This is a genomic window from Streptomyces sp. 6N223, from assembly GCF_052246635.1.
Lineage (GTDB): Bacteria > Actinomycetota > Actinomycetes > Streptomycetales > Streptomycetaceae > Streptomyces.
The window spans coordinates 12,747-38,760 of sequence record NZ_JBQQCA010000065.1 but is presented as its reverse complement, the minus strand read 5'-3'; the positions used below and the strand labels follow the sequence as shown (position 1 = coordinate 38,760).

At 73.4% G+C, this 26,014-nt stretch carries 22 protein-coding genes and 1 pseudogene; 9 read left to right on the top strand and 14 right to left on the bottom strand.

Annotated elements, in window-relative coordinates:
* Nucleotides 1-101: 101 nt before the first annotated feature.
* The 4 genes from ACTWQH_RS28710 to ACTWQH_RS28695 form a co-directional block, all read right to left on the bottom strand.
* The gene (locus ACTWQH_RS28710) at nt 102-869 is read right to left on the bottom strand and encodes an energy-coupling factor ABC transporter ATP-binding protein (protein ID WP_443289697.1); all 768 of its coding nucleotides are present in this window, start codon (nt 867-869) and stop codon (nt 102-104) included.
* Nucleotides 866-1,579, bottom strand: a complete 714-nt coding sequence (gene cbiQ / locus ACTWQH_RS28705) for a cobalt ECF transporter T component CbiQ (RefSeq protein ID WP_443289699.1) — start codon at nt 1,577-1,579, stop codon at nt 866-868. The genes ACTWQH_RS28710 and cbiQ overlap by 4 nt, the downstream gene beginning before the upstream one ends.
* 157 nt (nt 1,580-1,736) lie before the next feature.
* Nucleotides 1,737-2,867 (bottom strand): energy-coupling factor ABC transporter permease, encoded by a 1,131-nt coding sequence (locus ACTWQH_RS28700; protein ID WP_443289696.1) that lies wholly within the window; start codon nt 2,865-2,867, stop codon nt 1,737-1,739.
* A 159-nt stretch (nt 2,868-3,026) separates the two neighbouring features.
* Complete coding sequence (locus ACTWQH_RS28695) at nt 3,027-5,300, bottom strand: MMPL family transporter (RefSeq protein ID WP_443289695.1); 2,274 nt, start codon at nt 5,298-5,300, stop codon at nt 3,027-3,029.
* A 306-nt stretch (nt 5,301-5,606) separates the two neighbouring features.
* Between ACTWQH_RS28695 and ACTWQH_RS28690 the strand changes: the two genes are divergently transcribed.
* The 3 genes from ACTWQH_RS28690 (at nt 5,607) to ACTWQH_RS28680 (ending at nt 10,396) form a co-directional block, all read left to right on the top strand.
* Complete coding sequence (locus ACTWQH_RS28690) at nt 5,607-9,338, top strand: S41 family peptidase (RefSeq protein ID WP_443289698.1); 3,732 nt, start codon at nt 5,607-5,609, stop codon at nt 9,336-9,338.
* Between the two features lie 60 nt (nt 9,339-9,398).
* Nucleotides 9,399-9,605, top strand: coding sequence for a hypothetical protein (locus tag ACTWQH_RS28685; protein WP_443289694.1), 207 nt, complete (start codon nt 9,399-9,401; stop codon nt 9,603-9,605).
* A gap of 278 nt (nt 9,606-9,883) precedes the next feature.
* On the top strand, nt 9,884-10,396 hold the full coding sequence (locus tag ACTWQH_RS28680) for a cupin domain-containing protein (RefSeq protein ID WP_443289693.1): 513 nt from the start codon (nt 9,884-9,886) through the stop codon (nt 10,394-10,396).
* A gap of 52 nt (nt 10,397-10,448) precedes the next feature.
* Here ACTWQH_RS28680 and ACTWQH_RS28675 read toward each other — a convergent pair whose 3' ends face one another.
* Nucleotides 10,449-10,949, bottom strand: a complete 501-nt coding sequence (locus ACTWQH_RS28675; protein ID WP_443289692.1) for a nuclear transport factor 2 family protein — start codon at nt 10,947-10,949, stop codon at nt 10,449-10,451.
* Nucleotides 10,950-11,069: 120 nt separating this feature from the next.
* On the opposite strand from ACTWQH_RS28675, the gene ACTWQH_RS28670 reads away from it, so the two are divergent.
* Nucleotides 11,070-11,612, top strand: coding sequence for a pyridoxamine 5'-phosphate oxidase family protein (locus ACTWQH_RS28670; RefSeq protein WP_443289691.1), 543 nt, complete (start codon nt 11,070-11,072; stop codon nt 11,610-11,612).
* 101 nt (nt 11,613-11,713) lie between these two features.
* On the opposite strand, the gene ACTWQH_RS28665 is transcribed toward ACTWQH_RS28670, so the two are convergent.
* From ACTWQH_RS28665 to ACTWQH_RS28635, 7 genes are all read right to left on the bottom strand, one after another.
* Nucleotides 11,714-12,640, bottom strand: coding sequence for an SDR family oxidoreductase (locus ACTWQH_RS28665; RefSeq protein WP_443289690.1), 927 nt, complete (start codon nt 12,638-12,640; stop codon nt 11,714-11,716).
* Entirely contained in the window at nt 12,637-13,533 is an 897-nt protein-coding gene (locus ACTWQH_RS28660; protein ID WP_443289689.1) for an alpha/beta fold hydrolase, read from the bottom strand. Before ACTWQH_RS28660 ends, ACTWQH_RS28665 begins: the two co-directional genes overlap by 4 nt.
* A complete protein-coding gene (locus tag ACTWQH_RS28655) occupies nt 13,530-15,035 on the bottom strand; it encodes a flavin-containing monooxygenase (protein WP_443289688.1) in 1,506 nt (501 codons plus the stop codon). The genes ACTWQH_RS28660 and ACTWQH_RS28655 overlap by 4 nt, the downstream gene beginning before the upstream one ends.
* Before the next feature lie 178 nt (nt 15,036-15,213).
* Nucleotides 15,214-18,072 carry an exo-rhamnogalacturonan lyase family protein gene (locus tag ACTWQH_RS28650; RefSeq protein WP_443289687.1) on the bottom strand — a complete coding sequence of 953 codons (2,859 nt, stop codon included), beginning with the start codon at nt 18,070-18,072 and terminating at the stop codon, nt 15,214-15,216.
* A gap of 148 nt (nt 18,073-18,220) precedes the next feature.
* Entirely contained in the window at nt 18,221-18,745 is a 525-nt protein-coding gene (locus tag ACTWQH_RS28645; RefSeq protein ID WP_443289686.1) for a GNAT family N-acetyltransferase, read from the bottom strand.
* Nucleotides 18,746-18,776: 31 nt separating this feature from the next.
* Nucleotides 18,777-19,205 (bottom strand): type II toxin-antitoxin system VapC family toxin, encoded by a 429-nt coding sequence (locus tag ACTWQH_RS28640; RefSeq protein WP_443289685.1) that lies wholly within the window; start codon nt 19,203-19,205, stop codon nt 18,777-18,779.
* On the bottom strand, nt 19,202-19,447 hold the full coding sequence (locus tag ACTWQH_RS28635) for a hypothetical protein (RefSeq protein ID WP_443289684.1): 246 nt from the start codon (nt 19,445-19,447) through the stop codon (nt 19,202-19,204). The genes ACTWQH_RS28640 and ACTWQH_RS28635 overlap by 4 nt, the downstream gene beginning before the upstream one ends.
* A gap of 69 nt (nt 19,448-19,516) precedes the next feature.
* Here ACTWQH_RS28635 and ACTWQH_RS28630 point away from each other — a divergent pair, with 69 nt between their 5' ends.
* The 5 genes and pseudogenes from ACTWQH_RS28630 to ACTWQH_RS28610 form a co-directional block, all read left to right on the top strand.
* Nucleotides 19,517-19,972: a GNAT family N-acetyltransferase gene (locus ACTWQH_RS28630; RefSeq protein ID WP_443289683.1), complete on the top strand. Its 456-nt coding sequence runs from the start codon at nt 19,517-19,519 to the stop codon at nt 19,970-19,972.
* 71 nt (nt 19,973-20,043) lie between these two features.
* Entirely contained in the window at nt 20,044-21,522 is a 1,479-nt protein-coding gene (locus ACTWQH_RS28625) for a BNR repeat-containing protein (protein WP_443289682.1), read from the top strand.
* 69 nt (nt 21,523-21,591) lie between these two features.
* Nucleotides 21,592-22,197 carry a hypothetical protein gene (locus ACTWQH_RS28620; protein ID WP_443289681.1) on the top strand — a complete coding sequence of 202 codons (606 nt, stop codon included), beginning with the start codon at nt 21,592-21,594 and terminating at the stop codon, nt 22,195-22,197.
* Nucleotides 22,198-22,286: 89 nt separating this feature from the next.
* Nucleotides 22,287-23,204: an alpha/beta fold hydrolase gene (locus ACTWQH_RS28615; RefSeq protein WP_443289680.1), complete on the top strand. Its 918-nt coding sequence runs from the start codon at nt 22,287-22,289 to the stop codon at nt 23,202-23,204.
* Between the two features lie 21 nt (nt 23,205-23,225).
* A pseudogene (locus tag ACTWQH_RS28610) lies at nt 23,226-23,674 on the top strand (methyltransferase domain-containing protein); the annotation flags it as partial.
* Nucleotides 23,675-23,678: 4 nt separating this feature from the next.
* Here the strand turns inward: ACTWQH_RS28610 and ACTWQH_RS28605 are convergent.
* Nucleotides 23,679-24,434 (bottom strand): sulfite exporter TauE/SafE family protein, encoded by a 756-nt coding sequence (locus tag ACTWQH_RS28605; RefSeq protein WP_443289679.1) that lies wholly within the window; start codon nt 24,432-24,434, stop codon nt 23,679-23,681.
* Between the two features lie 121 nt (nt 24,435-24,555).
* Nucleotides 24,556-25,914: a serine hydrolase gene (locus tag ACTWQH_RS28600; protein ID WP_443289678.1), complete on the bottom strand. Its 1,359-nt coding sequence runs from the start codon at nt 25,912-25,914 to the stop codon at nt 24,556-24,558.
* Between the last annotated feature and the right edge of the window lie 100 nt (nt 25,915-26,014).

The window sequence follows — 26,014 nt, the reverse complement described above, 5'->3', positions numbered from 1 at the left end:
TCGGGGCTCCGCCCCGGACCCCGTTTGCCGCCCACGCCCCGGCACCCCACCCGGGGTTGAGCGCCGTCGTCACCACCCGGGGTTGAGCGCCGTGTCAGGGGTCAGCCCACCGCGAAGCCGTACGGGAGTTCCAGGCGGTGGCGGGCCAGCAGCGTCTCGTCCGCGAAAAGTTCGGGCGTGGGCGCGTCCGCCGCTATGACGCCGTCGCTGAGGATGACCGAGCGCGGGCAGAGCTGAAGCGCGTACGGCAGGTCGTGCGTGACCATCAGCAGCGTCAGGTCCAAGGAGAGCAGGATGTCCGCGAGTTCGCGGCGGGCCGCCGGGTCGAGGTTGGCCGAGGGCTCGTCGAGAACCAGGATCTCCGGCTCCATGACCAGCACCGTCGCCACGGCGACCCGTCGGCGCTGCCCAAAGGAGAGGTGATGGGGCGGCCGGTCGGCGTACTCCGCCATGCCGACGCGGTCCAGCGCCCGCGCCACGCGCGCCTCCAACTCCGCGCCGCGCAGCCCGGCGTTGGCGGGGCCGAACGCCACGTCCTCGCGGACGGTGGGCATGAACAGCTGGTCGTCGGGGTCCTGGAAGACGATGCCGACGCGCCGCCGCACCTCGGCGAGGGTGTCCTTGCCGACGGTCAGCCCGCCCACGCGCACGGTGCCCGCGCCCGGCGTGAGGATGCCGTTCAGGTGCAGCACGAGGGTCGTCTTGCCCGCGCCGTTGGGGCCGAGGAGGGCCACGCGCTCGCCGCGCGGGATGGTCAGGTCGACGCCGAAGAGGGCCTGGTGGCCGTCGGGGTAGGCGTACGCGAGGCCGGAGACCTCAAGGCTGTTGGTGCTGCTGGTGCTGTTGGTGCTGTTGGCGCTGCCGTTCATAGCGTCCATGCCATCACACAGACGAGGAGGCCGGCGGAGGGCAGGGCGGCGGCCAGGGCCCACTGGGCGCGGGTCGCGGACAGCTCGTCGATGACCGGCATCGTGCCGGCGTAGCCGCGGCTGAGCATGGCGAGGTGGACGCGCTCGCCGCGCTCGTAGGTGCGGATGAAGAGCGCGCCCGCGGTCTTGGCCAGCACGCCCCAGTGGCGTGGCCCGCGCGCGGTGAAGCCCCGGGACTCGCGGGCGATGCGCATGCGGCGCAGCTCGCCGGTGATGACGTCGGCGTACCGCACCATGAACGCCGCGATCTGCACGAGGAGTTGCGGCAGGCGGAGGCGGCGCAGGCCGAGGAGGAGGTCGCGTATCTCGGTGGTGGCGGCGAGGAGGAGCGAGGCGGCGACACCGAGGGTGCCCTTGGCAAGGATGTTCCAGGCGCCCCAGAGCCCGGACTCGCTGAGGGAGAGCGACAGGACGGTGGTGCGCGGGTCCTCGGCGACGAAGGGGAGGAGGAGGGCGAAGGCGAGGAAGGGGACCTCGATCAGCATGCGGCGTGCGAGGAACGCCGGGGGGACGCGGGCGGCTGCCGCCACGACGGCCAGGAGGGCCGCGTACAGGGCGAAGGCCCAGAAGGCCTCGCGGGGGGTGGCGACGACGAGGAGGACGAAGGTGAGGAGGGCGAGGATCTTGCAGTGGGCGGGCAGCGCGTGGATCGGCGTCCGCGCGTCCCGGTAGACGCGGTCGGTGAGGGAGTGCCGGCCACCCGCCCGGGGCTCGGTGACGGCCCTCACCCCCGGGTGGGGTGCCGTGGTGTGGGCGGCCGGGGCTTCGGGGGCGGAGCCCCCGGTGTGGGGCGGGCGGGCGGGGGACTCAGACACGGTCGGGCGTCGTCTCGTCGTGGCGGCGACGGCGGAGGGTCAGGAAGACGCCGGAGCCGACGGCGAGGGTGACCGCGACGCCCGCCGAGCCCGCCAGCGCGATGGAGAGGCGTTCGTTGTCCACGTCCTCGACGCCGTAGTCCGCCAGCGGCGAGTCGGCCAGGTCGTGCTCGCGGGCCTCCTCCGCGATGCCCTCGTCCGTGGCGACCTTCTCCAGGCCGTCCGGCTCGGCGGAGGCGTAGAAGCTGACGAAGGTCGCGCAGACCACGGTGACCGCGAGGCCGCCGAGCCAGAGCGGGCGCAGCGAGCGCTGGGAGCGCTGGGAGCGCTGGGAGCGCTGGGAGCGCTGGGATGCGCCGGGGGCCGCCCCGGAGGGCGCGGGCTCTCCGGGCCGGGGCCGGGGCCGGGAATCCGGGCCGGGCCCCGGCGCCGGGCGCGCGGCGCCCGCACCCGCGCCCCCGCGTATCACCAGCGCAGGGCGCGCGACGTCCCGCACCCCGTGCACGAGGTCCGGCCGCACCGCGAGGACCGCGCCGACCGTGGCGGTGGTGATGATCGCCTCGCCGATGCCGATGAGCACGTGCACGCCCGTCATGGCGGCGAAGACCCGCCCGAGGGAGACGTCGGCGGTGCCGCCGACCGCGTACAGGCCGGTGAAGGCGATCGCCGACGCGGGCACCGACACCAGCGCGGCGGCGAACGTCGCCACGCTCACCGCGCCGCCCGGCAGCACGCGCAGCAGCGCACGGAAGACGGCGTAGCCGACGACGACGGTGACGACGCCCATGAGCGTGATGTTCGTGCCGAGTGCGCTCAGCCCGCCGTCCGCGAAGAGCAGCGCCTGCATCAGCAGCACCACGGCCAGACAGAGCACGCCCGTACAGGGGCCGACGAGGATCGCGGCGAGCGCGCCGCCCAGCAGGTGACCGCTGGTCCCGGCGGCGACGGGGAAGTTGAGCATCTGGACGGCGAAGACGAACGCCGCGACCAGGCCCGCCAGCGGGGCCGTGCGCTCGCCCAGCTCGTGACGCGCGCCGCGCAGGCAGACCGCCACGGCGCCGGCCGCGACGGCGCCGGTGGCCAGCGACACGGGGGCGTTGAGGAATCCGTCAGGAACGTGCACGTTCGACAATTAAACCCTATTGCAAGTGATGTGCAAGAGCCTGCGACTCTCACCACACCCACCTCGCGGCACGAGACCTCCGACGCACCGCGCCCCCCGCGCGCCTGGTGGGCGCGCGGGGGGCGCGGGTCGTGGCGAATAAGCCGTCAGGGCAGGGCGTCAGCCCACCGGCTCGGGCTGGCGCTCGCGCTGCTCCGCCGTGGGGCGCCCTCGGCCCTGCGCCTCCAGGTACCGCTCCAGGGACTCGCCCTCGACGTCGACGTTCGGCAGCATCTTGTCGAGCCACCTCGGCAGCGACCAGGCCCGCTCGCCGATCAGGCCCATCACCGCCGGGACGATCGTCATCCGGACGACGAAGGCGTCGAGCAGGACCGCCGTGGCCAGGCCCAGGCCGATCATCTTGACCATCGACTCCGTGGAGACGATGGCGAAGCCGGCGAAGACGCTGATCATGATGATCGCGGCGGCCGTGACGACCCGGGCGTTGAGGTTGAAGCCGGTGATCACGGACTGCTTGGAGTCCTCGCCGTGGACGTGCGCCTCGCGCATCCGCGTCACCAGGAACACCTCGTAGTCCATCGCCAGGCCGAAGATCACGCCGACCATGAAGATCGGCATCATGCTCATGATCGGCCCGGTCTCCTCGACGCCGATCAGCTCCGCGCCGATGCCCTCCTGGAAGACCAGCACGACGGCGCCGAGCGCGCCCAGCACGGACAGCAGGAAGCCGAGCGCGGCCTTCAGCGGCACCAGGATGGAGCGGAAGACCAGGATCAGCAGGATGAACGCCAGGCCGACGACGAGGGCCAGGTACGGCACCAGGGCGTCGTTCATGACCTCGGAGAAGTCGATGTTGCTGGCGGTCAGGCCCGCGACCAGCACCTCGGCGTTGGTGTCCTGCTCCACGGTGGACGCGACGACGTCGCGGATGTGCTCGACGAGCGTGGTGGTGTCGTGGTCCGCCGGGCCCGTGGTCGGGAAGGCGAACAGCTGCGCCACCGTGCCGTCGTCGTTGTAGCTGTCCGGCCCGGCCGGCGCGACCTGCGCGATGCCGTCCATGCTGGACAGCTCGTTGCTGACCTGCTCGACGGCGGCCTCCGTCTCGGTCCGGTCGTCACCCTCGACGACGAGCATGAGACGGCCGTTGAAGCCGGGCCCGAAGCCCTCGCTGAGCATGTCGTACGCCTGGCGGGCGGTGGTGTCCTCGTTCCGCATGCCGGCGTCGGGTATGCCCAGCTCCATGTTGCTGACGGGGGCCGCCAGCGCGCCGAGTCCGACGATCGAGAGGACCAGCACCACGCCGGGCCGCCGCAGCACGCCGCGCGACCAGCGGGTGCCCATGTTCTCCTTGCGGCCCTTGCTGAACGCGCCGGGGAAGGTCACGGGCACGCCGGTCTCCGGGTTCTGCTTGCGCGAGCGCCGCCCGAAGATCCGCTTGCCGATGATCCCCATCGCCGCCGGGACCAGGGTGAGGGCGATCACCACGGCGAGCGCCACCTGCGCGGCCGCGGCCATGCCCATCTTGGTCAGCAGCGGCACGTTGACCACGGCCAGGCCCGCCAGCGCGATGATGACGGTCAGGCCCGCGAAGACGACGGCGGAGCCGGCGGTGCCGACGGCCCGGCCCGCGGCCTCCTCGCGGCTGTGACCCGCCATCAGCTCCGCGCGGTAGCGGGAGGCGATGAACAGGGCGTAGTCGATGCCGACCGCGAGGCCGATCATCGTCGCCAGGATGCCGGTGGTCGCGGAGAGGCCGAGGGTCGTGGCCAGGGCGGCGATGCCCAGCGTGCCGGCCATGACGCCGATCAGCGCGGTGATCAGCGGCAGCCCGGCCGCGACCAGCGAGCCGAAGGTGATGATGAGCACAACCAGGGCCACGCCGATACCGATGGCCTCGGCCCCGGCGGGCTCCTCCTCGGGCTCGGCGATCTCACCGCTGGACTCGATCGTCAGGCCGGCCTCCTCGCCCTGCTCGGCGGCGGCGTTGAACTGCTCGGTCATCTCCTCGGTGACCTCGCCCCAGGTGATGTCGTACGAGGCGATCGCGTACGCCGTCGTGCCGTCCTCGCTGACGCCGCTGTTGCCGTCGGCGAAGGGGTCGGAGATCTCAAGCGTCTTGTCGACGTCGCCGAGGGCGGCGAGTGTGCTCTCGAGAGCGCTCTGGTTGTCGGGACTGGTCAGTTCCTCGCCCTGCGGGGCCTGGAAGACGATGGTGGTCTCCACCGCTTCCGCGTTGGCCTGCGGGAACGATTCCTCGAGGCGGTCAAGGGCCTCTTGTGATTCCGTGCCGGGCAGCGAGAACTCGTCGGGCGGGGCTTCCCCGGCCGACGAGGCCGCGGTGCCGATGCCGAAGAGCAGGGCTACCCAGAGCAGCGCCACCCACCAGCGGCGCCGGAAGCACAGGCGACCGAGTTTGTACAAGAACGTAGCCACGGGGCAGGTTCTCCTGTCCGGTGTGAAAGGGCGTTGAAGAGGTTTGGACGATTTGAAATGACGGCAGTCTTATGTGTCAGTTCATGCCACGAGACGCCGGGCGCGGCTCGAAGGGTGAGCGAGTATGCGCAAATGTGATTCACATCACAGGAGCTACTCCTAGTGGCTTGCCGTCACCCCGCCCCAGGGCGAAGCATGGGAACGGTGAGCGACACACTCAACACATCTGCCGACTCCCCCGAGGCCCCCAGCCAACGCTACGAGTCTGACGGGTACCTACGCTTCCCGCATCTCTTCGGTGAACTTCTGTGCTTCGTCTCCGAGGACGACCTGTGGCTGGCGCCGCTGCCGGGGGCCGGCGAGCGGGGTCCGGTGAGGGCCTGGCGGCTGACGGTGGACCGCACCCGCATGGCCACCCCCCGCTTCTCCCCCGACGGCCGCCACATCGCGTTCGTGAGCTGGCGCACCCTGGACCCGGAGATCTACCTCGCCCCCGTGGACGGCGGCCCGGCGCGGCAGCTGACGCACTGGGGCTCCTCCGACACCCGGGTCTGCGGCTGGACCCCCGAGGAGGGGTCGCGCGAGAGCCGCATCCTGGCCGTCAGCTCCCATGACCAGCCGTTCTCCCACTTCAACCTCGCTTACAGCCTGCCCATGGCGGGCGGCCCGGGCGAACGCCTGCCCTGGGGCCCGGTGGCCGACATCACGGTCAGCGGGAGCGGTGGCGAACGCCGCACGCTGCTGCTGACGGCGAAGGCGCCGCACGAGCCGGCCGCGTGGAAGCGGTACCGGGGCGGCGGCATGGGCAAGCTGTGGCTGTACGGGCAGGGCGGGGGCGGACGGCTGCTGCCCGGCCTCGGCGGGCACATCGACTCGCCGATGTTCGTGGGCGACCGCATAGCGTTCCTCTCCGACCACGAGGGGGTCGGCAACCTCTACTCCTGCCGCCCCGACGGTTCGGATCTGTGGCGGCACACCGACCACGACGCGTTCTACGCCCGCAACGCCGCCACCGACGGGCGGCGGGTGATCTACCAGTGCGCCGGCGAGCTGTGGCTGGCCGAGGACCTCGGCCCCCGCTCCACGCCCCGCCGCCTCCCGATCCGGCTGGGCGGTCCTCGCGCGGGGCGGCGTACGTACCAGGTCCCCGCCGCCCGGCACGTGGACGACCTGGCGGTGGACACGACGGGCCGCGCCAGCGCGGTGTGCGTGCGCGGCGGCCTGTACTGGCTGGCCCACCGCGACGGGCCCGCGCGGGCGCTCGCGGTGACGCCGGGGGTGCGGGTGCGCGAGCCCGTGATGCTCGGCGACACCGGGCGTGTGGCATATCTCACGGACGCGGAGGGCGAGGACGCCATCGAGATCGCGTACCTGCCGCGCGCCAGCGGCGGCCAGGATCCCGTCCGCCTGGCGTCCGGCCAGCTCGGGCGCGTCCGCGAGATGGCCGCCTCGCCCGACGGACGGACGCTGGCCGTCGCCTCGCACGACGGCCGCCTGCTGGTGGTGCGTGTGCCTCTGCCTCCGGCGGAGTCGGAGGCAGAGGCGGAGGCCGGGGCCGAGGCGGAGGCCGGGGCCGGGGACGCCACGACGGGCGCGGAGCGCTCGCGCGGCGCGGACACCGGTGAGCCCGGCGCGGCCTCGCCGCCTTCGGCGGCGGCCGGCGGCGGGGCCGTCAGCCGCGAGCGGACGGACACGAGGGGTCCGGCGGGGAACACGGAGCCGCCCGCCGGACCGGCGAGCCCGGCAAAGCCGGGACACGCCGCCGGAGACGAGGCGCCCGGCGAGACCGACGCGGGACCGGCCGAGGTCGGGCGCGGCGCCGCAGGCGAACCAGGCGAGGCAGCCGACGCCGACGCGGGCCCGGCCGCGCCGCCGGAGGACGCCGGCACGCATGCCGCGACGTCCGCCTCGGGCGGCGTCACGGCCGACGTTGGCGGCGAGGGCGCCGGGGCCGAGGCGCCGTCCGGACCGCGGGTCCTTCCCGCCGTCACCGAGGTGGTCCGTTCCGTCAACGGGCCCGTCCGTGACCTCGCGTTCTCGCCGGACTCGGCGTGGCTGGCGTGGGCGCACCCCGGGATCGGGCGTTACCTCAGCCAGATCAAGATCGCCCGCCTCGCCGACGACGAGCGGGACCAGGAGCAGCCCCGGGCCATCCTCGACGTGACCGACGGGCGTTTCGAGGACGAGGAGCCCGTCTTCACGCGGGACGGCCGCTACCTGGCGTTCCTCTCCTGGCGCGGCTTCGACCCGGTCTACGACGTCCACACCGGCGACCTGTCCTTCCCCCTCGGCTGCCGCCCCTACCTGGTGCCGCTCTCCTCCGCCACCCGCTCGCCCTTCGCCATCACGCCCGAGGGCCGCCCGGCCGCCGGCGGGCTCGATCCCGTCGAGGCGCCGGAAGGCGGCGGCGAGGGCCCGAGCGAGAGCTCGGTGCTGGTGGAGGCCGAGGGCCTGAGCAGCCGGGTCGTGCCGTTCCCCGTCTCGGCGTCGAAGTACTCCTCCCTGCACCCCGTCAGCGGCGGCGGCCTGGTGTGGCTGCGCTGGCCGATCTCCGGCGCGCTCGGAGAGACCTTCGCCAACCCCGACGACACCAGCGGCAGGCCGACCCTGGAGTACTTCGACCTGACCAAGTCCAAGCGGACCGAACTCGCCCACCACGTCGACTGGTTCACGGCCAGCGGGGACGGCACCCGCCTCGTCGTCTCCGAGGACGGCGACCTGCGCGCCATCCCGGCCACCGACAGCAACGACGGCGACGCCTCCGTCGATCTGGACATGCGCCGCATCACCCACGACGTGGACCCGTGCTCCGAGTGGCGGCAGTCGTTCGAGGAGGCCGGGCGGATCGTCCGCGACCACTACTGGGAGCCGAAGATGTGCGGGATCGACTGGCCCGCCGTCCTCGACCAGTACCGGCCGGTGCTGGAGCGGGTCGCCACGCCCGGCGAGTTCGCCGACCTGCTGCGCGAGACCGTCGGCGAGCTCGGCACCTCCCACGCCTACGTCACCGCCGCCCGCCGCAACGAGGGCCCGCGCCACTACCAGCGCGCCATCGGCCTGCTCGGCGCCAACTTCGCCCGCACCAGGGACGGCGCCTGGCAGCTCAAGCGCATCCTGCCGGGCGAGTCCTCCGACCCCAAGGCGCGCTCGCCGCTCGCCGGGACCGGGGTGCGGGAGGGCGCGATCCTCACCCACGTCGGCGGCCGGCCGGTGGACCCGGTGGCCGGGCCGTGGCCGCTGCTGTCGGCGACCGGCAACACCAGTGTGGAGCTGACCTTCGTCGACGAGGAACGCGACGGCGGGAGACCGCGCCGCATCGCCGTCGTGCCGCTGATCAACGACCGCCCGCTGCGGTACCAGGACTGGGTGGCGCGGCGCCGCGCCGTGGTGCGGGAGCTGAGCGGCGGGCGCTGCGGCTACGTGCACATCCCGGACATGGGCGGCTCCGGCTGGGCGCAGTTCAACCGCGACCTGCGGATGGAGTTCGCACGGGAGGCCCTGATCGTGGACGTGCGCGGCAACGCCGGCGGCCACATCAGCGAGCTGGTCATAGAGAAGCTGACGCGGACCATCCTCGGCTGGGACGTGACGCGCAACGCCCAGCCCGTGTCGTACGCCTCGGACGCGCCGCGCGGCCCGGTGGTGGCGCTGGCGGACGAGGCGACGTCCTCGGACGGCGACATGATCACGGCGGCGTTCCGGCTGCTGGGCCTGGGCCCGGTCGTCGGCACCCGCACCTGGGGCGGCGTCGTCGGCATCACCGGCAACCACCGGCTGGGCGACGGCACGCACATCACGGTGCCGATGAACGCGGCGTGGTTCGCGCAGTACGGGTGGGACATCGAGAACCGGGGCGTCGAGCCCGACATCGAGTCCGAGCGCACACCGCTGGACTGGGCCGAGGGCCGCTACGTCGTCCTCGACCGGGCGGTCGAGCTCGCTCTCGAACTCCTCGACCGCGAGCCCGCGTCCACACCGCCCGGCTACGAGAACATCCCGGACCGGCGGCGACCATTGCTGCCACCTCGGGCTGAATAGCCCGACATGCGAGGGATACGCCCCCGTGCCAGGCTGAGGAGTGAGGGAAGGAGCACGCGCATGGGCATGGGTGACCGTTTCAGGGACAAGGCGGAGCAGCTCCAGCAGCGGGCCAGGAAGGCCAGGAGCGAGCGGGAGCAGCGGAGACAGTCGAAGCCGGAAGGCGAGCGGCACGGGGGCGGCGGCGGCATGCAGGAGATGCGCGAGCGGGCCAAGGAGGCCATGGAGCGGGCGAGGAAGGGCCGCCACAAGGACGAGGGGCCCTGAGAGCCACCCAACCGAGCGGCGGCGTGCCCCGGTCCGGACCAACCGGCCCCGGGGCACGTCGTTGTCCGCGCTGCCCCACGTCCCCACCGACTCCGTTGACTTCGACGAAGGGGGGTGGACTGCTCGTCGATGAGACCGCGCCCTCGATGTTCGCCCTCGATGTTCGCGGCGGCACGGTGCGGCTCGTGTGGATCGGCGCGGACGCGGCTGATCGTCGGCTCATGACTCACACTGGAATCAGGAGAACCACGAGGAGGCGACCGCCGACCATGTCCCTGATGTCCTACCCGGAACCCCGCTACTCCGGCGAGAGGGGCGAGGTCAACGCCACCTTCCGTCCCGCCGGAACCGAGCCGGAGCTCCGCTCGCCGTCGGGCAACCGCACCCACTACCTCGCCACCCACGCGCTGACGGACGGCGAGTTCGGGCTCTACCGGCTTGACATGGCGGCCGGCTCGCCCGGGCCGAGCACCCACTTCCACAAGACGATCTCGGAGTCGTTCTTCGTCCTCTCCGGTGAGGTGTCGCTCTTCGACGGCGAGCGCTGGGTCACCGCCCGCCAGGGCGACTTCCTGTACGTGCCGGTCGGCGGGCTGCATGCGTTCAGGAACGACTCCGACGAGCCGTCGTCGATGCTGCTGCTCTTCTCCCCCGGCGCGCCGCGCGAGGAGTACTTCGAGCGCGTGGCGGAGATGGCACAGCGCGGGGACGAGGAGTTCCGGGAGTTCCTGATCCGCCACGACAGCTACTTCGTCGACCCCGAGCACGGCCCGGCGCCGCGCCAGCGCTGAGGCGTCAGTCCCGGGGCCAAGGCGTGCCGACGGCGTCCCTTGAGCGCGGCGGTCACGCCCCACGCGCCTGGCCGGGGTCGATCCCGCCGGGGCGCAGTGGCGGGTGCCCGTCGGTCCACACCACCCGGATGGTGATCCGCCGGAAGCGCCACCCCTCCTCGGTCCGCGCCAGCCCGCCCTCGATCACGCCGCCGACGATGAAGCGCTCCCCGAGGCGTTCGTGCAGCTCGTCGGGGTGGATGTGGGTCATGAGGGCGTTGAGCCGCACGGTGGCCGCGTCGCCGGACAGCTCGATGACGGGGTTGGCGCCCACGTGCTGGGTGCGGGCGAACTGCGCGAGCGCGCCCTGGGTGTGCTGGGCGAGGGCGCTCCGCCCCTGGGCCGGGCCCACCGGGGTCTCCGAGCGGACGTCCTCGGTCGCGAGCGAGCGCGCCCACTCCTCGTCGAAGGCGTCGCGCTCGTCGAGCGAGCGCAGGTACCGGTCCACCAGATCGGTGATCTCGGCCCTGTCGAGGAGTCCGCGCAGCGCGTCGCGCTTGTCGTGGTCGGTCATGGCAACGACCCTGCAACCTCAACCGGGGTTGAAGTCAACCGGCGCCCGGGGCGCCCGGCGATGACTTTCCGGGCCGGTCGTGGTCTACCCGGTGACGGAGACGCAACTGGAGGAGCGGCGATGCCGAACGCACAACGCGCACAACCCGTGGTGGACCTGGACGAGCGGTACAGCACGCCGGACGCGGCGGCCACGCCGTGGGGCGAGGCCCGGGCGCGGCTGGCCGAGGCGGAGGTGTACTGGCTGACGACGGTCCGCCCGGGCGGGCGGCCGCACGTCACGCCGCTGATCGCGGTCTGGGTGGACGAGGCGCTGTGGTTCTGCACGGGCCCCGAGGAGCGCAAGGCGCACAACCTCGCCTCGAACGCCCGCTGCGTGCTGACCACCGGGGAGAACGCGCTGGGCGCGGGCCTGGACGTGGTGGTCGAGGGCGAGGCGGAGCGGGTGCGCGACGCCGCCGCGCTGCGCCGCGTCGCCGACGTGTACGAGACGAAGTACGGCGCCGACTGGCACTTCGACGTCCGCGACGGGCTCTTTCACCACGCGGCGGGCACGGCGTTGGTCTTCCGCGTCCGCCCGGCGACGGCGTTCGGCTTCCGGAAGGGCGACTCCTTCGCCCAGACCCGCTACCGCTTCGCCACGCCCACCACAGCGGCGGCGTAGCGGCGGCGGTCATTCACAGCCAGTTCTCGCCGGCTGTCATCGGTCCGCGTGGCGCGGCTCCGTCACCGTCACTGTCACCCTCTACGGCTCGGACGGCAGGGTCATCGCGGAGACTCGGGCGCAGGTCCGGGCCCAGACCGCGTAGCCTCGGCCGCCGCGCCGCCCGGGCCCAGGAGGGTGCGGCGCACCGGCGAGGGCGAGGACGGGCGCGGGCCGAGGGCGCGGCGGGCGACGGCGGTGATGAGGGGCGGGAGCGCGGCGCGCAGCGCCTGGGTGGTGCGCAGCCAGGGCGGGGCGTAGACGTGGGCGGCGCGGCGTTCGATGCCCGCGGCGATGCGGGCGGCGGCCGGGGCCAGCGGGTAGGTGCGGCCGGCGGGTCCGGGGATGCGGCGGCGCAGCTCGCCCGCGGTGGTGCCGGCGTAGGTGTCGGCGTCGGCGGCCCGCAGCAGGTCGGTGTCGGTCCAGCTCAGATACGCCACGCCGACGCGCACGCCCGTGGGCGCCAGTTCGGCCCGCAGGCTGTGGGCGAACGCCTCGGCGCCCGACTTCGAGGCGCAGTACGCCGTCATCAGCGGGGCGGAGACGATCGCCGCGAGCGAGGCGATCTGGAGGAAGTACCCCTTGCTGTCGCGGAGGGCGGGGAGGAAGGCGCGGCAGGTGGTGGCCGAGCCCATGAGGTTGACCTCGATGACGCGCCGCCAGGTCTCCTCGTCGGACTCGTCGAGCGCGCCGCCCAGGCCCACGCCGGCGTTGGCGACCACGATGTCGACGGCGCGGTAGCGGGCGGTGACCTCCTCGGCGACCTGGGCCATGGCGGCGGGGTCGGTGACGTCGGCGTGCCAGTGGCCGTGCCGCTGCCGGCCGGAGCCGGGGAGGGAGGCGGCCACGCGGGCGAGGCGTTCGGGCTCCAGGCCGACCAGGGCGACGCGGGCGCCGCGCGCCGCGAGCTCGCGCGCCAGCGCGGCCCCCAGCCCGCGGGCGGCGCCGGTCACGACGGCGACCTGCCCGGCGAGATTCTTCGTCGTCATGCGGCGAGCCTACGCAGCGTCTTGGCGACCTGTCCGGGGTCTTCCAGCGGCGTCATGTGGCCGACGCCGGGGATCTCGATCAGCTCGGGGTCGCCGGGCAGGCGGAGGACCATGCGGTGGGCGTGGGCGAGGGGGGTGAGCCGGTCGGCGGTGCCGTGGACAATGGTCACCGGCTGGGTGAGGCGCGCGAGGCCGGCGGAGAGGTCGAAGTCCATCATGGCCCGGGCCCACTCGGCGCGGACGCGGCGCGGGCAGGCGTACACCAGGCGGGTGGTGGCGTCCACGAGGCCCGGGTCGGCGCCGCCGCGGGGGCCGAGGGTGACGTAGCGGACGATACGCCGGGACAGCGGCGTGACCGGGCCGTACGGCAGCCGGGTGCGCAGCATCGCGCGCAGGGCGTGCAGCCGCAGCGTGCGCGGGCGCAGCGGCAGGCCGCGGGTGGGGTCGAGGCGGTCGACGCCGGTGCTGCACAGCACGAGGGCGGCGGCGCGCTCGGCCAGCTCGGGGCGGCCGGCGGCGGCGACGATCGCCATCGCGCCCATGGAGTGGCCGCAGACGACGGCCGGGCGGCCGGGCGGCACGGCGGCGGCGAGCACGGCGCACAGGTCGTCGGCGAGGGCGGAGGCGGTGCAGGCGCCGGGCGTGGCGGGGGTGCGGCCGTGGCCGCGCTGGTCGTAGAGGACGACGCGGTGGTCGGGGGTGAGCAGCCTCAGCACCGGGTCCCAGAAGCGGATCTGGCAGGTCCAGCCATGGACCAGCACGATGGTCGGGGCCTCGGCGTCGTCCGGGCCGTGGACCTCGGCGTGGAGGCGGGCCCTGCCGGTGGAGGTCACGTTCATGGCGTTCATGGCGTTCTCGGCGTTCTCGGCGTTCATGGCGTTCTCGGCGTTCATGGCGTGCGCAGCACCTCGTACTCGGCGAGGTCGACGGCGCGGGTGGCGCGCTGGAAGGCGATCGTGGTGCCGGGCCAGACGGTGGTGTTGCGGCCGTGCCGGTCGAGGTACCAGCTGTCGCAGCCGCCGGTGTTCCACACGGAGCGGGACAGGCGGCGCTGGAGCCGGTCGTTCCAGGCGCGGACGGCCGCCGGGCGCGGGGAGAGAGCCACCCTGCCGCCGCCCCGGAGCTGGTGGAGCCTGGCCATGAAGTCGGCCACGTAGTTCAGCTGAGCCTCGATGATCAGCAGCATCGAGGTGTTGCCGAGGCCGGTGTTGGGGCCGATGATCGTCAGGAAGTTGGGGAACCCGGCGGCCGTCGTGCCGCGCAACGCCGCCATGCCGTCGCGCCACTCCTCGGCGAGCGTCGTGCCGCTGCTGCCCTTGACGAGGCGCCCGATCGGCGCGTCGGTGACGCGGAAGCCGGTGGCCAGCACGATGGCGTCGGCCTCGGCCTCGCGGCCGTCCTCGGCGACGAGGGTGTGGCCGCGCACCTCGCGCAGCCCGGCGTCGATCAGGTCGACGTGGGGGCGGGTGAGCGTCGGGTACCAGTCGTCGGAGAGCACGATGCGCTTGCAGCCGATGCGGTAGCGCGGGGTCAGACGTTCGCGCAGCGCGGGGTCGGTGATGCCGCCGCGCCGCATGTGCCGCAACGCCAGCCCCTCCAGGGCGCGCAGCACCCCGGGGTGGCGGGTGAAGGCGTTGGTCTGCGCCTCCCTGAGGGCCCACAGGAGCCGGCGGCGGGCTACGCGGGTGGCGGGCAGGCGCTCGTGCAGGCGGCGTTCGAGCGCGGTGATGGCCCGGTCGCGGCGGGGCAGCACCCAGGGCGGGGTGCGCTGGAAGACCGTCAGGCGGGCGGCGTCGCGGGCGATCTCGGGCACGATCTGGGCGGCCGAGGCCCCCGTGCCGACGACGGCGACGCGCAGGCCGCGCAGGCCGCGGCCGTGGTCCCAGCGGGCGGAGTGGCGGACGAGGCCGGGGAAGTCGGCGAGGCCCGGCAGGTCCGGCAGCCGGGGGGCGGAGAGCGGCCCGGTGGCGGCGACGACGACGTCGGCGGTGAGCGGCCCGCGGGGGGTGTCGATGACCCAGTGCAGCTCGTCGGGATCCCAGCACATGCGCTCGGCGGGGCAGTCGAACCGGATGTGGGGGCGCAGGCCGAAGGTGTCGGTGAGCCACTCCAGGTACGCCCGGATGTCGGGCTGGCCGGAGAAGACGCGCGGCCAGTGGGGGTTGGGGGCGAAGGAGAAGGAGTAGAGGTGGGAGGGGACGTCGCAGGCGCAGCCGGGGTAGGTGTTGTCCCGCCAGGTGCCGCCGACGGACGAGGCGCGCTCCAGCACGGCGAGGTCGGTGATGCCGATGCGGCGCAGCCGCAGGGCGGCGCCGAGGCCGCCGAATCCCGCGCCGATCACCGCCACGCGCACGTGCTCGGCCCGCTCGTCGGGCCCCGGCTTCACGCTGTCCATGACGATGCCGCCCGCCTTCCGTGTCGCTACCGCTCGGTCCGTCATCGGCCTCTGCCATCGTCTCGGTTCTGCCCAGGATGGCAAGGTGTTCACGCGCTGGTGAGGGGCGATCACACATCGGGGTGGAACACCCCGGACTCGCCCGGGTGTTCCACCCCGATGTGTCCCGAGCCGCCCGTCAGGCGCTCTCGGGCAGCCGGTCGCCGATCAGGGCGAGGTTCTGGATGGCGGCCAGGCTGTACTGGGCGGCGTCGTTGGTGCCGATGCTCTCGAACCAGTCGGTCGGGTTGAGCGTGTGCTCGACCCGCTGCGTCGAGAAGTCCCAGTCCAGGGGCGCGGGTTCCCACTCCTCCGGCGGGTGGAGGAAGAGGTCCCAGGCCCGCTCGGCGTAGCGCGCCTCGCCGAGGCGGACGGCGGCGTAGGCGTCGAGCCGCGTGTGGGCCTGCCGCAGGATGAGGTCCCCGAAGGACTCGCCGACCTCGGCCTCCTGCTCCTCCCCGGTGGCGTTGTAGAGGCGGCAGTACTGGAGCCACGCCTCCTCGAACGCCGGCATGTCGACCTGCTGGAGCAGCTCGGCGTTGACCTCCACGAGGCCGAAGACCGCGCTGAGGTGGGAGATGTCGACGACCGGCTCCTGCTGCACGGCGTACCGGCCCGTCTCGATGTCGTACAGGCCCTCGGCCTGGACGAAGCCGTTGGGCTGGGCGGCGATGGTCTCCATGGTGCCCAGCACCTTGTCGCGGCACTCCTCCCACAGCGGGCCGCGCCGCTCCCACTCGGTCAGCCACGCCGCGGCCAGGCCGCTCCAGCTCGTGCCGAAGCCGATGGCCAGCGCCCGCGGGTCGGGCTCGTAGGGCTCCTCCCGGATCTTGCGGAGCGGGTCGAGGACGAGGAACGTCTCCTCGCTGCGGGCGAGTTCGCGCATCAGGTCGCCGGTGCGCTCGTCGGCCGTCAGGTAGTAGTAGAAGCGCCGGTAGGTGGCGGTGGAGATGCGCTGCTGCTTGGCGCTGTCGCCCCAGTGGTTCACGCCGTGGCGGGTGCCGAGCCCGGCCCAGTCCCCGAGGTGGTAGACGTCCACCTCGCCGGTGTGGCGGGTCATGGCCTCGGCGAAGCGGAAGATGTCGGCGCGCCCGGAGCGGAGGAAGGCGTACCACAGCCACAGGTCGGGCGAGAGCTCGGAGTTGTCCCAGGCGTAGCCGCCGATGTCGTAACGCCACACCTGGCGGTCGGTGTCCTGGGAGTGCATGACGTCGCCGTAGTCCCAGAAGCCGTACCAGTGGCGCTGGTCCCGCGAGGTCACGTAGTAGTCGAAGATGAAGTCCAGCGAGTCCTCGATCGCGGCCCGGGTCGGGGTCGAGCGGTCCACCGGCGCGAACAGGCCGCCGAACGCGCCCGCCCCGGCGAGGTGCTCGACCGGGTTGACGAGCTGCGGCGTGGCGCGCACGGCGTCCGCCATGGCGCCGAGCCGCTCGCGGTCCGGGGTCCCGGCCAGCGCCCAGAACGTCAGCTCGCTGGTGCGGGCGATGCCGTACGGCGTGCCGAAGCCCGGCTCGTAGTCCTCGTAGGTCACCTCGAGGCCTTCGAGCTGCTCCTCGTAGGTGTCCTGGCCCAGCCCGTCGTGGTAGAAGCGGGTGTCCATCGGCGGCGCCTCCGGGGACCACAGCCAGACCGTCACCTCGGCCGTGTCGGTGTGCGCGCCGCGGATGTCGAGCTGCGCGGGGTGGCGTTGCCAGAAGTCGCGCAGCCCGAAGGCGAAGCCGCCGTCGCCGTCCGGGCCGCCGACGTAGCCCAGGCCGCCGGCGCGCCTGCCCTGGTCCACCGCCACCCAGCCCCGGCCCGCCTCGGTGCGCTTCTTCACGGTGAAGCCCTCGGAGCTGAGCTGGCTGAGGGTGTAGTCGCCGAACGCCGGGATGAGGTGGACGCGGTCGCTGACGTCGGTCGACCAGGTGCCGATGTCCGGCGTCCGCCCGCCCGCGATCTGGGCGGCGCGCACCTCCTCGCCCGGGTCGCGCCGCAGTCCGGTCAGCGGCTTGACCGCCTCGCTGAGCATGCCGTGGTCCTGGCCGGCGAGCCGCACGTGGCGGTCGTAGGTCTCGCCGCGCAGCGGCACGGAGAAGCGGACGCCGAGCCCGGCGATGAAGTCCTCGCGGCCGTCGGAGTCGAAGACGAAGGAGTGCATCATCCGGAAGCTCTCGGCCCCGGCGTAGAAGTAGAGGCGGACGGTGAAGGGCAGCCAGGAGTGGTCGTCGCTGGTGCGGCGGCCCCTGCCGCCGCCCTCGGTGGGGAGGGGCGCGGAGCCCTCGCCTCGGTGGCGGCCCTCGATGCGGACCACGGCGCGGACGGGGCCGTTCTGCTCGACGGTCACCGAGTCGACCTCGCTGAGCAGCCGGTCGCGGTGGACGCTGCCGGCGCCGTCCTCGGCGTCGTTGAGCTCCCGCTGCACGAGGTTGACCAGGCGGCCGTGGGTGGCGACGTCGATGAAGCCGCCGGAGGCGCTGCGGCGCCGGACGCGGCCGATGAGGTCGGTGCCGCCCTTGGGGAGGCGGGCGGTGATGACGCCGGTGTCGACGTCGACGTGGCCGCGGCGGTCGGTGACGCGCACCCGCTGGGCGGAGGTGGCCGGGGTGCCGGCGGCGAGTGTGTAGCCCTCGGCGGCCGGACCGGCGACGGCGTGGCCGCTCCACTTGAGCGTGCCGTCGGGCCAGTACGCCAGCGGCCAGCTCTGCACGGGCGCGGGCTGGCCGTCGGCGTCGGTGAGGGCGAAGCTCTGGTCGGCGGGGACGGCTCCGCGCGGCCACGGCGTTCCCCAGGTGGCGCCGGCCGCCTCGGGCGGGCGGTCCTCCAGCCAGCGCAGCGGGACCTCGCCGGGGCCGGTTCGCGCCTGGCCGGGCTGCGAGGCGGTCGTGGCGGCGGGGGCGGCGGCCTGGGCGGTGGAGGAGAGGAAGGGGCCGAGCTGCGTAGCCGCGCCGGCCACCGCCGCGCCCTTCAGCACGCGGCGGCGCGGAAAGCCGTTGGTGAGGGGGGATTGGGGGGACATGAGTGGCGTACCTCCACGGGTGTGATCACGGGTAGCGCGGGTACGCCGGTCGATTGAAACGTTTTTCCGACAGGGCCGCAATGCTTCGCGCAGAAGTTGCCGGATGGTTTCGGGTTCGCCAGATCGCGTCAGATCGGAGCTGGTCCCGTCAGAGGGGTTTGACGTAGCAGCGGCTGGACGGGGAGCACCGGTACAGGCCGAACTTCTGGCCGTCCGGGACCAGTTCGTAGCCGCTGCTGGCGTACAGGCCCATCGCCTCGGGCTGCGCCGTGCCCGTCTCCAGCACCATCCGGACCCGTCCGGCCGCGCGGGCGGTCTCCTCCAGCCGGGCCAGGACCAGCCGGGACAGCCCCCGCCCCCGGGCCTCCCCCACCACGAACATCCGCTTGATCTCGGCGTCCCCGTCGGCGTACCCCTCGGCCCGCGCGCCCTCGCCGTCCCAGGCCCGCCAGCCGCCGCTGCCCACGGGCCGCCCGGCCGCGTCGTACGCCACGAAGAACAGCCCGCGCGGCGGGTCGAACATCCCGGGCTCCAGCGGCGTCGCGTCGCCGTCCCCGTCGTACCGCTCCCGGTACTCGGCCTGCACGAGGTCGTTGAGCAGCCGTACGTCGGGGTGGTCGAAGCGGCGGGTGACCAGGGCCGTGGCGGGGTGTGCGGGGGTGCTCGTGTCCATGCGGGCGATCGTACAAAGTCGCGACACGTGCCTATTCCAGCGGGTGTTGCCACCGCAGGCCGGGAAAGCGGGCGAATCCCCTGTCGGCGCTGTAGAAGTCCGCACCGGACTCGATGGCGAGCGCCGCGAGGTAGGTGTCCGGCACGAGATTCCCACGGGCGCCGACCTTGCGGACCAGCCGCTCGAAGATCTCCCAGTGCCGAGCCCCCTCGATCAGCGGCACCACCACCGGGGCACGGCGAAGATCATCCAGGAACGCCAGCGCGAGAGCCGGCTCGCTGGGCTCGACGAAGATCTTCCGGTGGGTGACGACACGCAGAAAGCCGCTGGCCACCCTGGAGTTGATGGCGAAGGGCTCGTCCCCGGCAAGCCGCTCCTCAAGCCACGCGCGGTAGGCCCCATGCTGGGCCACGTCCTCCCGGAAGGCGTAGGCCAGGACGTTGACGTCGCAGAAGATCACTCGCCTTCCTCCATGGCGTCCAGCAGCGAGCTGTTGTCATCGAGACTGACACCCGGCCTCAGGCCGCCGCCGCCGGGATCGGTGGTCAGCCTGATCGCGATCGTCTCCGCAGCCGCCGCGTCGCGGGCGAAGGCTGCGCGCAGGGCGTCCTCTATCACCGCGCTGACCGTCGTGTGCCGCCTGGCGGCACGCTGCTTGGCCTCCTGGATGAGGTGCTCAGACAAGTCGACCGTCGTCCTCATGCATCAGAGCATAAGATCACCGCATCATGATGCGCAAGCCGGCGCAGGGAGCGGGGCTACGATCCCGCCATGACGGAGGAGACCGAGTTCGTGTGGCGCGGGGACGTCGACAACGCCGCGCTGGAGGCGTTGCACGGAGAGGGCTTCGGGCACGAGCCGGTGCCGTACGGCTGGCGGGCGCAGCTCGAACGCCACAGCCTGGGGTGGGTCTGCGCGCGTCGGCTCCCCAGCGGGCGGCTCGTCGGCTTCGTGAACGTGGCCTGGGACGGCGGCGGCCACGCGTTCCTGGTCGACACGGTGGTGGCCGCCGACGCGCGGCGGTCCGGGATCGGGGCCGGGCTGGTCGCCGTGGCGGTACGCGAGGCGCGGGCGGCCGGGTGCGAGTGGCTGCACGTGGACTTCGACGACCACCTGCGGCCGTTCTACTTCGACGCCTGCGGCTTCCGGCCGACGGACGCCGGGCTGATCGCGCTGAAGGACGCCCCCGAGGCCCCCGAGGCCCCCGATGTGTCTCCGTCTCATTGACCCGCGCCGCGTCCGCTCCTAGGCTCCCGGGCGGGGCTGAATTGAAACCTTTCACCATCGAGGAGTCGACGATGCCCGCATCACCGAGCCGCAGGAGCCTCATCCTTGGCGCCAGCGCGGCGGCCGTCACCAGCGCCACCGCCCTCGGCGCCGCCCGGGCGGGAGCCGCGGGCACCTCCGGCGCGGGCGCGGCAGCCGCGGCACAGGCCGGTCCCTCCGCCACCCTGCTGGCGGACTCGGTGCTCGACCCCACCGCCCTCTACTTCGTCTCCTACGACGGCCTGGTCAACAACAACGCCTTCCAGCGCAGCGGCCTGCTCACTCACAACGGTCACCAGTACGCCGTCTGGTACGCCGCCGACCGCGAGGCCACCGTCGCCCGCCGCGCCCTCGGCTCCGACACCTGGGAGACCGTCACCGTCGGCCACGCCCTCACCGTCGACGACTCGCACAACGTCATCTGCGCCGGCGTCTCCCCCGCCGACGGCCGCCTGCACCTGGTGATGGACGCCCACAGCAGCGGCTACTTCTACGTCAAGTCGGTCGAGGGTCTGGTCAGCTCGCCCGCCGACCACGCCTGGACGCCCGAGGCGTTCGGCCCCGTGCAGACCAGCCTCGACGGCGTCACCCTCACCTCCACCCTGACCTACCCCCAGCTCATCGTCGCGCCCTCCGGCGCGCTCCAGCTCAGCTACCGCACCGGCGTCTCCGGCAACGGCCAGGCCGCGCTGGCCGAGTACGACCCGGAGGCCGGCACCTGGGCCGACCTCGGCGCCTGGTCGAGCGCCACCGGCACCTACACCACCGAGTACGGCTCCAGCTCCGCCCGCAACCTCTACCTCCACGGCCTGAACTACGGCGGCGACGGCACCCTCCACGTCTTCGGCACCTGGCGCGAGCAGTCCACCGCCGTCACCTGCGGCGCCAACCTCACCAACCACGACACCGTCTACGTCCGCAGCGCCGACCAGGGCCGCACCTGGACCAACGCCGCCGGGACGGCCGTCGGCACCACCGGCTCCTCCTCCCTGGTCTCCGTCTCCTCCCCCGGCCTCGTGGTGGACCCGCTCAGCCCCGACCACGCCCTGATGAACCAGGAGTCCCAGGCCGTCGACTCCGCCGGCCGCCCCCACGCGCTCATCTCCTACGTCCCCGGCCGCTTCGGCCAGTGCGTCACCGACTACGTCTCCGGCCGCATCGCCAACGCCTACCCCTTCCACGTCTGGCAGGACGGCGCCGGCGCAGGCGCCTGGCACAAGACCGAGATCCCCTTCGCCCTGGGCTCCAGCCAGCGCTCCCAGCTCCTGCTCGACGCCCACGACAACGCCTACGCCGTCATGCCCTACGGCCGCATCGCCGCCGCCTCGGCCGAGAGCGGGTGGAGCGACTGGGCGATGCTCTTCGAGGAGGACCTGAACGCCTTCGGCGAGATCGTCACGGACTACGACCGCATCGCGGTCGACGGCGTTCTCTCCTTCCTCTACCAGGAGTCCTCCACGGGCACCACGTCCTCCCCGATCCACGTCATCGACTTCCAGCTCCCGACGTGATGTAGTCCGCGAGGGCGAGGGCCGGCCGCGAGGAACCGGATTCGATGGAACGAGAACAAGGGAGTTGACATGACAAGGCGGACAGCGATGCGCTCCGCGACGGTCGTCGGTGTGGCGCTGACGGCGTTATCGCTCTCGGCGGCTACCGCGATCGCGGCGGGGCCCGAGAGGCCGGCCGAGTACTACGAGCAGCGCTCCGCAGAGATCAAGGAATATGTGGAGGAGCACGTCACCGAGGCCGTTCCGCAGGCCGAGGCCGTCGTGGTGGGCACGCCGACGACCGACACCGGCGGGTTCTACGACGGCCAGGGTTATCTCTTCCACTTCGTGGCGTTCGAGGACGGCATCGGCCAGACGGCTCTGGCGTTGCAGTACGACGAGCCCGGGCACTTCGGCACGACTCCGGAGAGGCTCTGTGAGGAGGACGGCGCCGAGACGTGCACCGTCGAGGAACGGTCCGACGGCTCCACGCTGGTGACCTCCACGGTCCCGGTGTCCGACCAGCAGGAGATCCTCAGGGTCACCCATTTCCGGACCGACGGCAGCGTCACGTGGGGATGCGGCTACAACTACGACCCGATCTTCGACGGGGACGAGGGGCCGATCCGCGAGGACTTCTCCGTCACCGACGAGCAGCTCACGCAGCTTGTGACCGACCCCGAGCTGACGCTCTGATCTGAAGCGGCAGCGGCGGCGGCCGCCCGAGCCGGCGTCGGTGTCCGTGTCGGGGCTGGACGCTCCGATGTCCGTGCGAACCTGTGCACATGCCCACCACGCTCATCGAGGTCAGCGAGGGACACCGCCTCGCGGTGCGTCGCGGCGCCCCCGACGGCCCTGGCGGCGGGGTGCCGCTGCTGCTCCTGCACGGCTTTCCCTGCACCAGCCTGATCTGGTCCCCCACCCTCCGGCCGCTGGCGGAGTCCGGCTTCGACGTCGTCGCCCCCGACCTGCGCGGCTACGGGGACTCGGACTTCGCCCCGGACGGCTTCTACGACTTCGCGGCGTTCAACGCCGACCTGATGGGCCTGTTCGACGCCCTCGGCTGGGAACGCGCCGTGGTGGCCGGGCACGACCTCGGCGCGATGGTGGCCATCGACATGGCCAACCGCTACCCGGACCGCGTGGACCGGCTCGTGGTGCTGGACGACTCGATGCCCGACCTGCCCGAGGCGTTCGCCGAGGCAGGCATCCCCGTCGGCGTCCCGAAGCCCGCCGTCTACGACTACCAGCGGCGCCAGGGCCTGCACGCCGACGAGCTGCTGGAGGAGCTGAGCACGCCGGAGCGGCGGCGCCGCTACATCGCCGAGTTCTTCGGCCACCGGATGTGGTGCCCGCCGAACGCCTTCAGCGACGACGACCTCGCGCTGCTCACCGAGCCGTACGCCGACGCCGAGCGGCTGCGGGCCTCCTTCGCCGACTACGAGGTGGTGATGGGCACCCGCACGATGTCGGCGCCGGAGCTCATCGACCGGCCGGTCCAGCAGCCGGTGCTGATGCTCGTCGGGCCCGACCAGGTGACGATCGGCGACCACATCGCGGAGCGCGCCGCGATCGCCTACCCGCAGGTCGTCGGGCCCTTCTGGGTGCCGGGCGCGGGCCACTTCATGCCATGGGAGAAGCCCACAGTGGTCGGCCGCGCCATCCGCTGGTTCTGCGGCGACCTGCTGGCAACGGCGCGGTGACCCCGACCTGGTCCTCCAGCAGTCGCCGCCCCGGCCCGCGCGCTCGCCGAGGCACGCCGCGTGCTGCGGCCGGGCGGCCGGCTGGTGATGCGCGAGCCCGACTGGGAGAGCCTCACCATCGACCACCCCGACGCCGGCCCGGCCCGCGCCTACACCCTCCCCCAGGCCTTGGAGGCCTGGGAGGTGCCCCCATCGTCACCGACGAGGTCGTCCGCAAACGCCCGCATCGGCAGGCAGCTCCCCCGCCTGGCGGCCGAGGCCGGCTTCTCGGTGCCGACGGTCGTGCCCGTCACCTCGCTCTTCCGCGACGTGCGGGCCGCCGACCGCATCCTCGGGCTGCACCGCACCACGCAACGCGCCGTCGCCGCCGGGTACGTCACCCCCGAGGCGGCGCGGCGCTTCCTCGACCACCTCACCCGGGCCCGTTCCTCGCAGCGGCGACGCCGCACATCGTGGTGGCGGAGGCGTAGCCGCTCAGCGCAGCAGCAGCTGCACGATGGCCACGGTGCCGACGACGACGATGACCACGCGCAGCAGCACCGGGCTGAGGCGGCGCCCGGCCGCGGCCCCGGCGATGCCGCCGAGGGTGGATCCGGCGGCCAGGAGCCCGACGGCCGTCCAGTCGAAGTCGGCGGCGAAGAGGAAGAACGCGGCGGCGACGGCGTTGACGAGGGCGACCAGGACGTTCTTGACGGCGTTGAGGCGCCGCAGGTCCTCATCGAGGAACATCCCCATCAGGGCCACATAGATGATCCCCTGGGCGGCGGCGAAGTAGCCGCCGTAGACGCTGGCGAGGGTCAGGCCCGTGATCAGCAGCGGACCGCCGTCCTGACGCGCGCGGCGGCGGTCCCGCAGGCGGGCGCTGATCCATGGCTGGAGGACGACCAGCACGAGGGCCAGGCCCACCAGCGCCGGCACGATCATTTCGAACGCCGAGGCGGGCAGCGCCAGCAGCAGCGTCGCGCCGGTGAACCCGCCGAGCAGCGCGCCCGCCCCCAGCTTCAGCACGCGCCGCCCCTGCCCGCGCAGCTCCCGCCGGTACCCGATGGCGCCGCTGATCGAGCCGGGGATCAGCCCGAGGGCGTTCGACACCGTGGCGGTGACGGGCGGCAGGCCGGTCGCGAGCAGGACGGGAAAGGTGATCAGCGTGCCGGAGCCGACAACGGCGTTGACGGCACCGGCGCCGACACCGGCACCGAAGATCGCGAGCATCTCCCCCACTGAGGTCATGACAGGAGCCTAGGAACCGAACGCTTCGGCGACGGCCGAACCCGCCGTGCCGGGCCGGTCGGGCCGGTCAGGCCGGTCAGGCCGGGCCGGGCGGTGGGACCACGAGGCGCTCATCCGGGCGCTACCGCAGGAGCTCGAACGCCCCCGCCGACAGGGCCAGGAGCTCCGCGACGCCCTCGGGAGTGCTCACGTCCTCCGCCGGGTCGCTCGCCATGACGGAGACGACGTACGTCTCGCCGGTCCCGCCGGAGCCGGCGAGGTAGGTGCGGGATATGACGCCCGGTTCGGAGCCGCCCTTGAACCAGCCGACCGGCCACGCCTCCTCGTCCAGCCCGAGGTTGCGCGTGCCCGCCTGCGACATGACGCCGTCCACCGGCTGGAGGCCGGGGGTGCCGGCCTGGGCGCGCAGGCCCCCGAACGCCCGGCACAGGTCGGCCGGGGAGGCGAACCACTCGACGGTGTCGATGTGGCGCGGCACGTCCCAGGCCGACCCGCCGGGGGTGGGCAGGCCGGCGACGACCCCGGCGAGGTAGGCGCGGCGGGCCGGCTCGCTGAGGCGGGCGTAGGCGTCGGCGTGGCGCGGGTAGTCGACGGTCTTCAGCTGCCCCAGCTCACGGGCCATCAGGAACGGCCGGTCGGCCTCCGGGGCCGCCATGCCGAAGCGCGCCTGCTGCACCTCCACGGCCTCCCGGCCCAGGCGGCGTATCAGGTGGTCGGTGGCCGAGTTGTCGCTGTAGAAGATCATGTACTCGGCGAACTCGCGCAGGGTGAGGACGGTCCCGGCGGGCAGCTCCGAGACCGGGCTGCCTCCGGCGTCGGCCTTCCACTCCTCCCGGACGGCCAGCGGCTCCTCCCACGCGGCGTGCCCGGCCCGGACGGCGTCGGCAAGGGCGCCCAGCACGTAGAGCTTGAACGCCGACCCGACCGGGCGCGGCTCATCCGGCGCGAGGCCGTGCACCGGGCGGCATGCGCCGGTGGCCTCGTCGAGCTCGGCGGCGAGGAAGGACACGCGCGGCGCGACGGATTCCAGGCGCCTGTCGAGCTCCGCCCACGCGCCTGGGAGAGGGGTGAGGGAGAGGTGGGCGAGGCCGCCGCTCTCGTCGGTCAGGACGACGGCGTGGTGGCGCAGGCCGTCCTCGCCGGAGACGAGGGCGTACGCCTCCGAGCCGTCGCGCGGCGCCCGCTGCGGGCGGTAGGAGTCCAGGCGCAGGCCCTCGTCCCCCGCGGCCTCGGCCAGCAGGGCGTTGAAGCCGTCGGCGCCGACGGCGTCGAGGTACGCCGGGGAGAGGTGCTCCCGGATCTCGGCCTCGGGGACGGGCAGGTGCCGGGAGGCGGCCATGACCCAGGAGAGCTGGCGGGCGACCGGGGTGTCGGGCAGGGCCCCGGCCGGGGTGCCGGGCGGGGCGTCGGCTGCCGCGGGGGCGGGCAGCCCCAGCGCGAGCGTGCACAGGGCGGCGAGCAGCAGGACCAGTCGGCGCATCTCTCCTCCACGGCGAGCGCGTTGGGGCGTTGGGGCGTTGGCGTTGATCAAGCTCACCAGCGACGCTAGGCGCCGGTCCGCCGCCGGGCGTCGTACCACG